The sequence below is a fragment of the Bacteroides sp. DH3716P genome, from assembly GCF_025914115.1.
GTDB classification, from domain to species: Bacteria; Bacteroidota; Bacteroidia; order Bacteroidales; family Bacteroidaceae; genus Bacteroides; species Bacteroides ovatus.
The window spans coordinates 4,789,552-4,802,723 of record NZ_CP083673.1 but is presented as its reverse complement, the minus strand read 5'-3'; the positions used below and the strand labels follow the sequence as shown (position 1 = coordinate 4,802,723).

Sequence of the window (13,172 nt, the reverse complement as noted above, 5' to 3'; positions counted from 1 at the left end):
TTAATCTATAAATGAATAAGTATGAAAAAGATAAAATATATAGCTTTAGGTGCCTTTGCAACCTTATTGAGTAGTTGCGGAAATGATTGGTTGGATTTGCAATCTTCCACAGCTATAGAAACTGATGGTTCATTGATCGAATTAAGAGATTTTGAATTTGTGCTGAACGGTGCATACAGCAGTATGCAGTCATCCAGTTATTATGGAGCAGATATGTTCTGTTATGGTGATTTGAGGGGAGATGACATGAAATCTTATAAGTCTTCCAGCACCAATGTCAGTTTCTATACATTCAAGTACAATAAGACGAATGGACCTAGTGGTTTCTGGGGGATGTACTACGGTATTGGTAAGAACCTGAACATTTTATTCCGGGATATTGAAAAGATAAAGCTTGTTCCCGATCGGGAAATTACAACTCCGAAACTGGAGAAGCTGACAGAGCAGGAGTATTATAATGACTTGAAAGGAGAGGCTTTGGCAATACGTGCCTTGTTGCTGTTCGATATGACACGTATTTACGGGTATCCTTATCTGAAAGATAACGGGGCATCACTGGCTGTGCCCATTATTGATAAAGTGGTAGAAGATAAGAATATCAAACCTTCCCGCAATACGACCGCCCAATGTTATAAGGCCATCACAGACGACCTGACAGATGCGGTGAAGCTGCTTCGTCCGGTAAAGAAAGAGGGTAAGATCAATAAATGGGGGGCAATGACATTATTAAGCCGGGTTTATCTCTATATGGGGAATGACAAAGAGGCATACGATGTGGCTGCCGAAGCTATCAAAGGTGCGGAAAAACAAGGCTATAAGTTGTGGACCAATGATGAATATGCCAAGATATGGGCTACTCCGTTCAATAGTGAACTGTTGTTCGAAATTGTGAATCTGACAACTGATAGTCCGGGAAAATCATCCATCGGTTATCTTAGCACCAAATATAATCTGATAGCTACCGAAAAGTATTGGAAAGACTACATGAAAGACAATTCCGATGATGTTCGTAGTCAGATGGTGTCTACGGCAAGTAGCAGTAAACCTTATTGCTTGAAATATCCGGCCCAAGGTTCTAAATCGTATGAAGATGCCAATATCCCGGTTTTCCGTCTGTCGGAACTCTATCTGAATGCGGCTGAAGCTGCGATTAAGAGGAATGATATACCTAATACGCGCAAGTATCTGAAACCTATTTATGCACGTACGGGTAAGGATCTGGATGCCGTGGCAGATGAAGATATAAATCTGGATCTGGTGCTTGAACAGCGTCGCATTGAATTCTGGGGAGAGGGACAACGTTTCTTTGATTTACTTAGAAATAACAAGAAAGTGATACGTGAAGATTATTTGAGCGAAGTTCCCAATGAAGCGGTAGAGTTTGATTGGAGTTATTATAAAATCGTTCTTCCTGTTCCTAACCACGAAATGGAGTACAATGAGAATATGGTTCAGAATCCGGAATATGAATTGCATTAATTAACGCATTAACGTATAGAAATTATGAAAAAGATATATAGCATCTATTTCCTTTTGGGTTTGTTCATCACGGCCTTTTATTCGTGCGGGGAAGATCTGACTCCCGTGGGACCGGATATAGCTGAAATCACTCATTTCCGTAATGATGGTCCTTACCTTTTCTATGAAAACGGTAGACTTAAAATTCTGGAAGTGACTAAAGATAATGCATTGAACATTCGTGAAGAATCCGGATTACCGGCCGGATTGAAACTGGATGTGTATTCGGATGATAATCAACTCCTTTTTCAGGTACCCATTAATAAGATTGAGAATTTTGAACGTCCGGCATGGGAAGACCGTACCGAGTATGCTAAAACATTTGCCGTATCCGACCTTCACGGGCGTTTCGACTTGTTTGCTGCTATTCTGAAAACAGGGGAAGTGATTAATGATAAATATGAATGGATATATGGCAGTAACCATTTGGTGATTGATGGTGATATTTTCGATCGTGGAGCAGACGTACTTCCTATTTTATGGCTCATATACAAATTGGAATTTGAGGCGAAAGCTGTTGGTGGCAGAGTGACAACCATCTTGGGGGATCACGAAGAAATGATAATGCGTGATAACTTGAAATATACGTATGCCAAGTACAACACTCTTTCGCAAAGAGCGATGAACATGACCTATGGAAAGATGTGGGGACTGACGAATGTGATGGGTAACTGGCTGCGTTCTAAAAACACCATTCAGATTGTAGGTGAAAACCTTTATGTTCATGCAGGATTGAGTAAGGTGTTTATGGAACGCGAAGAGACGATTCCCGAAATCAATGAACTGGTGAGCAAGAGCATTTACCTTTCAAAAGAGGAACGGAAAAAACAATATCCGGATATTGCCGATTTCCTTTATAGTGATAGTTATAACGGTCCGTTGTGGTATCGTGGAATGGTTAAGACTGGCAGTGAGTACAGTCCGATAAAGGAAGCGGATGTAGATAAACTTCTGGCTCAATATGATGTCAAACGTATTATTATCGGTCATACGGAAAATAGTCGTGTGAAGTATACCTATAATAAAAAGGTATATGATATTTGTGTTAATCATCCCAAGGCTTTTGAAAAAGAGACTCGTGCTGTGGTTATTGAAGGAGATGATATTAAAGCCATCAATGACGAAGGAGAATTAGTAACGATTAAAAAATAAACTTCAAGCAAGAAAAGAATATGAGCACTCGTTTTTTGAGATTATTTCTTTCTACTCTTGTTCTCGTTTTAATAAGTTCCGGCATTCAGGCCGGAACTTATCATTCAGGAGATAAGAAGAAAGAAAAAAAAGAGAAATTGTCTGGTGACGGACCCTATATACTCTATCAGGCAGACGGTAGTACACGGGTTATTAATGTCAATAAGAAAGGACGGATTACCGATAAGACTTATGCGACATTACCTAAAGATTTCAGTTTCCGTGTGACGGATCATGAGGGACGGTATCCGTTTGATGTAAAACTCCATCCATTGAAAAGACCGGAGTGGCAATATACCCGTCCGGAAAAAGTTTTTGTGATGTCCGATCCTCATGGGCGGCTGGATTGTGTGATTAGCCTGTTGCAAGGAAACGGAGTGATTAATGATAAATATCAATGGAATTTCGGTAGCAATCATTTGGTGATTATCGGAGATATTTTCGACCGTGGCAAGGATGTACTGCAGATCTTCTGGCTGTTCTATAAATTAGAAGACGAAGCGGCTAAAGCGGGAGGTCATGTCTCTTTCCTTTTGGGAAACCATGAGGCTCTGGTGTTGTCCAACGATCTTCGCTATACAAAAGATAAATATAAATTGCTGGCAGAAAAACTGGGAGTGGAATATCCCTCATTATTCGGCACAAATACCGAATTGGGCCGTTGGCTTGCAACACGTAATACAATGCAAATCATTGGAACTGATTTATATGTGCATGCCGGATTAGGAAAATTATTCTATGATAAGAACTTGAATATCCCCACTGTGAACGAGGAAATGAGCCGGGCACTTTTCATGAGCAAAAAAGAGCGTAAGGCACTTTCTCCATTGACTGATTTTCTGTATGGTAATGACGGTCCAATCTGGTATCGCGGCCTGGTGAGAAAAGATCCCAAATATAAACCGTTGGCACAAGACTCTTTACAAATGATGTTGGATCGTTATATGATAAAACATATCTTTGTGGGGCACACTATCTTCAAGGATATTTCAACCTTTTATAATGGTAAAGTCATCGCTGTTAATGTTGACAATAAAGAGAATCGGAAGAAAAAGCGTGGACGGGCTGTATTGCTAGACAATGGAGTTTATTACGTCGTTGGTGACGACGGTGTTCAGAGGAAACTATAATGAGTTTAACTAAAACTAGCCCTCTATCCATCTTCAAAAGACGAATAGAGGGCAGTTGCCATGACGAGAAAAAAGTCGAAGTCTATTGCTTTGCTTCGTTATTTTGTTTCAGAAGAAATTCATCAATTGCTTTTTTAAGCTGGTCTTTGGGCATAGCTCCCTGCATGATTCTAGGTTCCTCTTTCATTGGAATCATCAATAGGGTAGGGATGCTGCGGATACCGAATGCCGCTGCCAGATCTTGTTCTTTGTCCACATCAATCTGGTAGATATCTACTTTACCGCTATATTCTTTGCTAAGTTCTTCCAGAATCGGGTGCATCACCTTACATGGACCGCACCAGGTAGCATAGAAATCTACGATAGCAGGACGGCTGCCCTCAAATTTCCAATCGTTCGGATTGGCTTCATAATTATATACTTTCTTTAAAAAATCGGCTTTATTTAATGCTACTACTTCCATTTTATTATCCTCCTTTGTTGATTCATTACTCTTTTTATTTTCTCCGCTGTTGCCTGCACAAGCTGTGGTTGCCAATATAACGGCAAAGGCACTCAATAAACCTTTCATTAGTTTCATATACTATTCTTTCTTTTTGTTTTCTATGTTGCAAAGATAGGGGATATAAAGGGAGTAAAAAATAGCAATTTGACAGAAACTCTTGGCAAAACTTCCCTCGGATAGTTACCGAACGCTAAAATTTGTCTATTATTCTTTGGAGGAAATAAAAATAAGCACTAATTTTGCCGCGATAAAATGAGTATTCACCCTTTAAAAACAGATGGAAAGGGTATTAATTATGTTGGAGCTATAATATTTTCAAATTAGGACTAAGTTGTCTCATCGAGAGGATGAGGCTTTGCAACTTACTGTTTTTACACTGAACCTATGGTTCTTATATTGACCGCAATTCTACTAACAAGCGGTAATGGTTGATTAGTCCTGCAATCACTTTTTATATTTTAAATTAATCACTTTAATGCGGTGGTGGGGTATTTCATATCCATATCCAAAGCATTGGTATCACGTGTATTACATTGTTGTCTGCCGGTGAGGCCGACAGGGAATGCTGTATGCGAACGAAAAAAGAGTATGGGAATACGATTAAAAGATTTAAGCAAACTGGGATACCGGGATAATGTTGCCCGCAGTCTGGTAGTGGACATTGTGAGCAAACATTGCAAATACGACACTAAAGAACAGATTGAAATGACATTGAGCGATATACTCGAGCATCCCGAATCTTACAAAAATAATGAAATTTGGAATAAGCTGGCCGAACGCCTTTCGCCTACTATAATAGCGAAAGAGTTTATAGCTTATGATTTATTGGATGAGCCGTTGAGGTATAAAACCTATGGAGGTAAATTTATCGAAACGCTTGCCAAACAACAGATGAACCTGGCTATGCGCTTACCTGTAACGGTGGTCGGAGCATTGATGCCTGACGCTCATGCCGGATACGGGTTACCTATCGGTGGAGTGCTTGCTACGGATAATGTAGTGATTCCGTATGCCGTAGGCGTTGATATCGGTTGTCGGATGAGCCTGACGGTATTTGATGCCAGCGCCGACTTCCTGAAACGATGTACCTATCAGATGAAAGAAGCCTTGAAAGATTTCACCCATTTCGGTATGGATGGCGGATTGGGTTTTGAGCAGGAACATGAGGTGTTGGATAGGGAAGAATTCCGTTTGACACCTTTGTTGAGGGATTTGCATGGAAAGGCAGTACGTCAACTGGGGAGTTCTGGTGGTGGCAATCATTTTGTAGAGTTCGGCGAGATCGCTCTGCAAGAAAATAACGTGTTGAATCTTCCGGAAGGAAATTATCTGGCATTGTTGTCACATTCCGGTTCACGAGGATTGGGAGCTGCCATTGCCAAACATTACAGCCTGTTGGCACGTGAGGTGTGCAGGCTTCCCCGTGAAGCACAGCATTTTGCCTGGCTGGATTTAAACACTGAAGCGGGGCAGGAGTATTGGATGAGTATGAATCTGGCAGGCGATTATGCCCGTGCCTGTCATGAACGGATTCATTTGAATTTGGCGAAAGCATTAGGGTTGAAGCCGCTCGCTAATGTCAACAACCATCATAACTTCGCTTGGAGAGAGGAAATAGTACCGGGGCGTATGGCAATCGTACATCGTAAAGGGGCTACTCCGGCACAGAAAGGACAAGCGGGATTGATTCCCGGTAGCATGGCTACTGCCGGTTATCTGGTTTGTGGCAAAGGGATGGAAGCTGCTTTAAATTCGGCTTCTCATGGAGGCGGCAGGGCGATGTCCCGCCAGAAGGCAAAAGATAGTTTTACGCAATCGGCTTTGAAGAAGCTACTGTCGCAGGCGGGAGTGACTTTGATTGGTGGGAGCGTGGAAGAAATGCCACTGGCATATAAGGACATTGACAGAGTGATGTATATGCAGGAGACACTGGTAGAAGTGCAAGGTAAATTTATGCCTCGAATCGTTCGAATGAATAAGGAGTGATGCGATGAAAGAAATTAGTATTTAATTAAAAGAAGAAAATGATATCAGAGAAATATGGTCGCACCTATCACTATCCGTTCTCTCCCGGAACGACTAGTGACGACCGGATTAACCATACGTATTGGGAGGACATCCAACGGATTCGGACATTGGTGCATACCGAGAAGCTGGATGGAGAGAATAATTGTTTAAGTCAGTGGGGCGTTTTCGCCCGTTCGCATGCTGCTCCCACTACTTCACCCTGGACGAGGCAACTGCGTGAGCGTTGGGAATTGATAAAGAATGATTTGGGTGATATAGAAATCTTTGGAGAGAATCTATATGCTGTGCATTCCATAGAATATCAGCGATTAGAAACGCATTTTTATGTCTTTGCAGCCCGTTGTATGGATCAGTGGCTGTCATGGGAAGAAGTAAAGTTTTATGCAGCTTTATTTGACCTTCCTACTGTTCCGGAGTTGAAGATAGAGCCTGTTTCCGGTTTGACACCAGAACTTTTGAAACAGGAAATTATCCGTATGTCACAAGAACCGGCTATTTTCGGCTCTTGTGATCCGTGGACGAAAGAGGTTTGTACCCGTGAGGGAGTAGTCAGCCGCAATGTCGGAGAATATCCGGTAAGCGAATTTGCACATAATGTATTTAAGTATGTGCGGAAAGGACATGTTAAAACAGATGAGCATTGGACACGTAACTGGAAGCGTGCCCCGCTTGTTTGGGAATTTAATAATGAAAAGGAGGAATAAAGATGAATTGGAAATTGGTAGAAGATAAATCGTGGTGCTCACTCGAACAACAGTTCGAGTGGGTGCGCGAAATGAATACTGTTCAGCAGGATATTCGTTATCATGCCGAGGGAAGTGTAGCCGAACATACCCGTATGGTGTTGGAGGCATTGCAGCAGTCTTCCGCTTATCATTCTCTTTCTACTTTGGAGAAAGAAATCATTTGGACATCTGCCTTGTTGCATGATGTTGAAAAACGTTCAACTTCCGTGGATGAAGGAGAGGGGCGGGTATCTGCTAAAGGACATGCCAGAAAAGGAGAGTACACTGTCCGCACTATTTTATACCGGGATTGTCCTGCTCCATTCCATATCCGGGAACAGATTGCATCTTTAGTCCGGTACCATGGATTACCTGTTTGGCTGATGGAGAAGCCTGACTCTGTGAAGAAACTCTGTGAAGCTTCTTTACGGGTAGATACTTTATTACTAAAGATGTTGGCCGACGCTGATATCAGAGGACGCATTTGTGAAGATAAGAATGAACTGCTGGAAGCACTGGAACTGTTTGAGATTTTCTGCCGTGAACAGGATTGTTGGAAGAAACCAAGAGAATTTGCCACTGATTATGCACGTTTTCATTACTTCCATACTGAAGACAGTTATATTGATTATGTCCCTCACGAACAGTTTAAATGTGAAGTGACGATGTTGTCAGGACTTCCGGGAATGGGGAAGGATTATTATATTCAATCTGCTGGCATAGATGTTCCGGTGGTGAGTTTGGACGTCATTCGTCGAAAACACAAATTGAGTCCTACGGATAAGTCTGCGAATGGATGGGTAGTGCAAACAGCGAAAGAGGAAGCCAGAACGTATCTCCGCAAAGGTCAGGAGTTTGTTTGGAATGCTACTAACATAACTCGTCAGATGCGTGCTCAATTGATTGATTTGTTTGTTGATTATGGTGCAAAAGTAAAGATAGTCTATCTGGAACAACCATACCACATTTGGCGTCAACAAAATAAAAGCAGGGAATATGCACTTCCTGAATCTGTTTTAGATAAAATGTTGGATAAACTGGAGGTTCCTCAACTGGCGGAAGCGCATGAAGTCGTATATCATGTGGTATAAGCAACGTGAAAAGTTGATTCTAGAGCCACTCATTTGATGATGAGAAATAGAATTGTTATTTGTTAGAAGAATTATTGTGTATCAGAATTATATCCGTTATATTTGAGAATATTATGATGGTTGTAATTCTGATATCATGGAACACATAGTTAAAACTTATATTTTACTTTTATTCTCTTTATTAGTATCTTCTATAGGATATGCACAAGAAGAGAACGATATCATATATATTCAGGAAGGGAAATGGGGCGTTATTTTGTGTGGTGAACGTGGTTATGCTTGGCTGGATAATAAAGGAGATACTATTTTCGGCTTTGGAAAATTACAGGAAATTTCAGCTGATGATGACTTTAATTTGGTCTTGGCTGAAAAAGCCTTGTAGTGAAGAGGCAGGATAAGGTGGGAGTGGTGATGAAGGATGGTGAGCAGCTAATTCCCTGCGAGTATGATTCGATTTCTTCATGGTGGGAATATGGGCCTTCCGCGCATTATGTTGTGAAAGATAAAAAAGTGGGAATTATTGATTATATCGGTAAAGTATTACTTCCTACAGAATATGATAGTTTGGATTATGTAACTAAAGATGTTGTAATAGTAACTAAGGATAGTAAATATGGAGCTGTTGATATAAATAATAGATTAGTGCTTCCTTTCGAATATGATGATATTAGATTTGATATTGAGGAATGGTGTGCTACAGGTTATGAGTATATTAGATATATTTATGTGCGTAAAGATAAGAGATATTATAAATATGATAGAGAAACACCTGTTATGGAAGTGATGCTTCAGAAAAGTATAATAGATAAGATATTTAAAAATTATTTGTAGTTATATTTAACAGTTTCAAGGAAAGATGTGAGAGAGAATAAGTTGAAATCACCCTCACTACGCTAATGCTGTAGTAAAGGTGATTGCTTATTTCTGGCACTTTTCGTACGTTTTCTACCAAGAAGAACCGGTTTATATCAGTGTTTTACTGCTATTTTCTTCATCGGATCCTGCATTAAGTCGTTTCTGCAAATATTTTACATTCTCAAGATGTATATAGTTAACCAAGTACATCTGCTTAAACTGCTAGGTGTTTTTTAGTAGTATTCACAATACGGTACGGAAATGAATGAAAGTTTTTCCTACTATAAAGTTGAAAAACATAAAAACATCTGCCACCTGCAACGAAAAGCGTGTAATACACTAGTTAATAAATAGTTGGAACGTGGCAGATACCTGTGGCAGATAGGTTGCAGATAAAGTATCTGCAACACGTTATATAATCAAAGAAAAAGCCTTGATTCCTTTATNAGATAGGTTGCAGATAAAGTATCTGCAACACGTTATATAATCAAAGAAAAAGCCTTGATTCCTTTATGCAAAGCTATGGGATAATTGGGGTGACTCTATGGAGAAATTTTGGTATCTCTACGGGGAAACGACAGTATCCTTACGTAGAAACTGTAGTGTCCCGCCTTAGAAACTCTCGTTTCCTGCTGTGGAAACTGTAATTTCTAATGCCGGAAACGACAGTTCCCCGCCTGGAAACGGGAAGTTAATGTATACAATAAACTTCTGCACTCATGGAGAATTAGCTTATGTAAGGTTTATACTGTGTTGCAGATACTTTATCTGCAACCTATCTGCCGCAGGTATCTGCAACGCTCCAACTATTTATCAACTAGTGCATTACGCGCTTTTCGTTGCAGGTGGCAGATGTTTTCATATTTTTTCAACTTTATAGTAGGAGGATTACGCATCAAAATTAGGGTCACAACCGTAAGTCATAAACCAAATTCACCTCTGTGTCCTCCGTGTCCTCTGTGGTGAAAAGAATCAAAACCGTGCAAAAACGAGCTAAATGTTTTAATATCTAATGGTTAAGCGGAAGTATTATCACGCTTTGTTAACAGTATTATTATCTTCTTCAATTTTAGGGTAATTAACTGAAAATATAAACAATAATTCCTGTAATCGCCACATATATTAAAGCATAAGGAATAGCTGCTTTCAGTATTTCACCTTCTTTTCCCTGTTGGTTTCCGGCAGAAGTAGCAATGGCAATACTTTGTGGAGAGATAATCTTACCCCCTGTAGCACCTACTGTATTTGCAGCAGACAGCCAATCCGGACTGACATGAATTTGCCCAGCCACGTTTGCTTGCAACTTTCCGAAAAGGATATTGGAAGAGGTGTCGCTTCCGGTGATAAATGTTCCCAGACAACCGATAACCGGAGCAAATAACGGATACAAACTTCCGGTAGCCGTAGCCAGTGCTGTGGCAATCACAGCGATCATTCCGGAACTATCCATAATAGTAGATAACCCCACGAGGCAGATAACCGTAATGAATGTTTTCTTCAACTGCTTCACGGTATTCCAAAGAACGATGAACAGATCTTTTACTTTAGCCCCCTGAATCAATCCACCGATAAAAGTACCGATGAAAAGCAATACTCCGGCATGAGTCAGCCAGGAAATAGTATAATTGACGGTGGACGCATTGATAGGCAGACTGATTCTCGTAATCCAATTGTTCTCTAAAGTATGACGCAATCCCGGAAAGAGCGGACTGGTCAGAATAATCAGAAACAGAATCAGTAAATAAATGCTCCATGCATTTAATATATCTTTCGTTTTCAGATGACTTTTTCGTGTTTTCTCTTCTTTGGATGCAGTAAGTTTTCCATAAATAACGATTACGATAATAGAAAGAATACTGCCGATTATGGCCGGAGATTCAGCACCCATATATTTTGCTGCCACATATTGGCTGGCTAAAGAGACTCCGCCTACCAATAAAGCCAGGAATATATTTTTCGGGAGCGATTTAAGTTTGGAGTCAGTAAGGAAAAGTAGAACCAGCGGAATCAGGAACATTAAAACGGATAATTGCAATACGACATTCGTACTAAGATGCAATACGTCCAAATTCGTTTCTTTGGCCAATACTAATACCGGAGTTCCGATTGCTCCGAAAGCAGTGGCTACACTATTGGCAATCAGACTCACCGTTGCCGAAAAGATAGGCTTGAATCCCAGACTGATAAGAATTGCCGCCGGAATAGCTACTGCTGTTCCGAAGCCGGCCATAGCTTCCAATAGACCTCCAAATCCCCAAGTCAGTAATAACACCTGAATACTTTTATCGGTAGAAATAGATGCGAATTGCTGTTTGATAATCTCCATCTTTTCAGTTTTCAACAATACATTATAACTGAAAATAGCCATCAAAATAATGATTAAGATAGGAGAGACAGCTTTTAATGCTCCATATAAAAAGGAGTAAAACAGATTGTCTACCGAGAAAGCAAAGCCGAAAAGAGCAATCAGCATCGTTACAATCAGAGAAATGATACTACTTTTATCACCTGACATTTTAAAAAATGCCATCAGTATAATCAACAGTAACACTGGAATAACAGCAAGGATCAAGGTCATAATTATCAGATTTAAAAAGTGGAACGTCGTTTATTATTGATATAACAAACGAACGCCCCACTTTGGTCGGTTGAATAAATAGATTTTTCTGTTTATTTCATCTTCACACTTAAAATTTGTTGTAATTGTTTTAAGTTGGCAAGGGCAGCTTCGTTACCTAGCTTTGCTGCCTGCTCGAATGCGGCCATGGCACGGTTAATGTCTCCGTTAAGGAAATTGTAGACTCCGGTATTGTTGATGAACTCGGCAGTATTGTGATCGGCTTTCTCCATAAACTTCACTGCTGCATCCAAATCCTTTTGTGATAATGCGACGGCTCCTGCGTTCAGGTTAGCTACGGCGTCAGTAGGATACATGCGTACAGCAATATCGAATACATTAACAAAATCCTTGCTGCCTTTCGGATAACTGTTGGCCACCTGATACATTTCGTTCAGACTAAGATATTTCGGATTTTCCCGGATAATGATGCGGCCTTGTTCAACATCGAAATTGACAACGGTGTAGTCAATTTTGCAATTCACTTTACGCAGTCCCGGATAAATCTCTTTCAACATGGTACGGTAAGGAGCTCCGCCGCCTACACGCATGATTTCCTGTTTACGTTTGGCATCGTCAGTTGTATTTTTGATGATGTTCAGGAATGTTTCCTTCTCCTTCATCGAAGAAGATTGGAGTGCTTTTACCAATCCATCCCAGTTTTCTCCACCGAAAGTCACTTTATATAGTTTGGAAGACACTTTTTCGTTCTTAACCAGATAATCCTTCAAAGCTTCCGCACGTTTTTGGGAAAGCTGTTCATTGAAGGCAAGAGGTCCTTCCGGCGAGGCGAAACCTTTGATACTGATACCTTTCACAGTCAGGTTCCGGTCATTCTGTATTTTGTCAAACATGGCATGGATATTCACCAATTCAGCATGATTGTTCATGAAGTCGGTAAGGATCACCGATTTGTTGACCGGAAAATCCAGATGAGCTTCATATTGTTCGCTACGGTTTTTGACCACTTCTACGGTTGGCTGAATATAGGCAATGATAGGAGACATGGCACTTAAACGTTTGGCTTCGGTAGATACATCATTGGTAATCAGTTCCTGTGCATTCATTTCCTGATAATTGCCGCATCCGCATAGATTCTCTACAAGTTGTAAACTGGCATTAGCCATCCAGGGTTTGTAAGGAATCACCTGCGTATAATTAAAAGTTTCCCTTTTATTATAAGGAACGATAATGGCGGTAGGTTCTTGCTTAGTGATTGCCAGACCGCGGATATATGCTTTTTCGCGTCTTTTACCATTGACGATGATTTCTTGCAAGGGTATATTATGCTGTCCGTCCGTCAGCAGGGGAATAAGGCTTAAACTTCGGGCGGAACCTATTGTCAGATTCTTCATGTCGAAGGTCATGCCGACATAAAGAGAGTTACCTTGTTGCCATAAAGATACGTTCGAGAGAGTGAGCGCATCGTTCAGGAATTTTTGTGCATGAGCCGGTAGGATGGCGGCTGCAAAAGCTATAAATAGATAAATAAGTTTTCTTTTCATCATTGTA

General features: G+C 40.6%; 11 protein-coding genes. 8 read left to right on the top strand and 3 right to left on the bottom strand.

All coding sequences use genetic code 11. The features are described from left to right. Positions 1-21: 21 nt before the first annotated feature. The 3 genes from KQP79_RS18080 to KQP79_RS18070 are packed head-to-tail and all read left to right on the top strand — an operon-like array spanning position 22 to position 3,839. Positions 22-1,479 carry a RagB/SusD family nutrient uptake outer membrane protein gene (locus KQP79_RS18080; protein WP_008774633.1) on the top strand — a complete coding sequence of 486 codons (1,458 nt, stop codon included), beginning with the start codon at positions 22-24 and terminating at the stop codon, positions 1,477-1,479. 24 nt (positions 1,480-1,503) lie between these two features. After that, a complete protein-coding gene (locus tag KQP79_RS18075) occupies positions 1,504-2,670 on the top strand; it encodes a metallophosphoesterase (RefSeq protein WP_008774632.1) in 1,167 nt (388 codons plus the stop codon). A gap of 20 nt (positions 2,671-2,690) precedes the next feature. Next, entirely contained in the window at positions 2,691-3,839 is a 1,149-nt protein-coding gene (locus tag KQP79_RS18070; RefSeq protein ID WP_061447517.1) for a metallophosphoesterase, read from the top strand. Between the two features lie 82 nt (positions 3,840-3,921). Here the strand turns inward: KQP79_RS18070 and trxA are convergent, their stop codons facing one another. After that, positions 3,922-4,419, bottom strand: a complete 498-nt coding sequence (gene trxA, locus KQP79_RS18065; protein WP_061447516.1) for a thioredoxin — start codon at positions 4,417-4,419, stop codon at positions 3,922-3,924. A 513-nt stretch (positions 4,420-4,932) separates the two neighbouring features. On the opposite strand from trxA, the gene KQP79_RS18060 reads away from it, so the two are divergent. From KQP79_RS18060 to KQP79_RS18040, 5 genes are all read left to right on the top strand, one after another. After that, positions 4,933-6,330 (top strand): RtcB family protein, encoded by a 1,398-nt coding sequence (locus KQP79_RS18060; protein ID WP_138343395.1) that lies wholly within the window; start codon positions 4,933-4,935, stop codon positions 6,328-6,330. 38 nt (positions 6,331-6,368) lie between these two features. Beyond that, positions 6,369-7,076, top strand: coding sequence for an RNA ligase family protein (locus tag KQP79_RS18055; RefSeq protein WP_022199191.1), 708 nt, complete (start codon positions 6,369-6,371; stop codon positions 7,074-7,076). Positions 7,077-7,078: 2 nt separating this feature from the next. Beyond that, positions 7,079-8,188, top strand: coding sequence for an AAA family ATPase (locus tag KQP79_RS18050; protein WP_022199190.1), 1,110 nt, complete (start codon positions 7,079-7,081; stop codon positions 8,186-8,188). 136 nt (positions 8,189-8,324) lie between these two features. Beyond that, the gene (locus KQP79_RS18045; protein ID WP_004300538.1) at positions 8,325-8,570 is read left to right on the top strand and encodes a hypothetical protein; all 246 of its coding nucleotides are present in this window, start codon (positions 8,325-8,327) and stop codon (positions 8,568-8,570) included. Beyond that, positions 8,570-9,019: a WG repeat-containing protein gene (locus KQP79_RS18040; protein ID WP_008648679.1), complete on the top strand. Its 450-nt coding sequence runs from the start codon at positions 8,570-8,572 to the stop codon at positions 9,017-9,019. The genes KQP79_RS18045 and KQP79_RS18040 overlap by 1 nt, the downstream gene beginning before the upstream one ends. A 1,102-nt stretch (positions 9,020-10,121) precedes the next feature. On the opposite strand, the gene KQP79_RS18035 is transcribed toward KQP79_RS18040, so the two are convergent. Further along, a complete protein-coding gene (locus KQP79_RS18035; protein WP_061448368.1) occupies positions 10,122-11,621 on the bottom strand; it encodes an L-lactate permease in 1,500 nt (499 codons plus the stop codon). 92 nt (positions 11,622-11,713) lie between these two features. Further along, positions 11,714-13,165, bottom strand: coding sequence for a DUF3868 domain-containing protein (locus tag KQP79_RS18030; protein WP_061448371.1), 1,452 nt, complete (start codon positions 13,163-13,165; stop codon positions 11,714-11,716). Between the last annotated feature and the right edge of the window lie 7 nt (positions 13,166-13,172).

Bases quoted from the DNA above. Each gene is read 5' to 3' on its own strand.
- KQP79_RS18080 (WP_008774633.1), top strand. From the start codon at position 22: ATGAAAAAGATAAAATATATAGCTTTAGGTGCCTTTGCAACCTTATTG.
- KQP79_RS18075 (WP_008774632.1), top strand. From the start codon at position 1,504: ATGAAAAAGATATATAGCATCTATTTCCTTTTGGGTTTGTTCATCACG.
- KQP79_RS18070 (WP_061447517.1), top strand. From the start codon at position 2,691: ATGAGCACTCGTTTTTTGAGATTATTTCTTTCTACTCTTGTTCTCGTT.
- trxA (WP_061447516.1), bottom strand. From the start codon at position 4,419: ATGAAACTAATGAAAGGTTTATTGAGTGCCTTTGCCGTTATATTGGCA.
- KQP79_RS18060 (WP_138343395.1), top strand. From the start codon at position 4,933: ATGGGAATACGATTAAAAGATTTAAGCAAACTGGGATACCGGGATAAT.
- KQP79_RS18055 (WP_022199191.1), top strand. From the start codon at position 6,369: ATGATATCAGAGAAATATGGTCGCACCTATCACTATCCGTTCTCTCCC.
- KQP79_RS18050 (WP_022199190.1), top strand. From the start codon at position 7,079: ATGAATTGGAAATTGGTAGAAGATAAATCGTGGTGCTCACTCGAACAA.
- KQP79_RS18045 (WP_004300538.1), top strand. From the start codon at position 8,325: ATGGAACACATAGTTAAAACTTATATTTTACTTTTATTCTCTTTATTA.
- KQP79_RS18035 (WP_061448368.1), bottom strand. From the start codon at position 11,621: ATGACCTTGATCCTTGCTGTTATTCCAGTGTTACTGTTGATTATACTG.
- KQP79_RS18030 (WP_061448371.1), bottom strand. From the start codon at position 13,165: ATGAAAAGAAAACTTATTTATCTATTTATAGCTTTTGCAGCCGCCATC.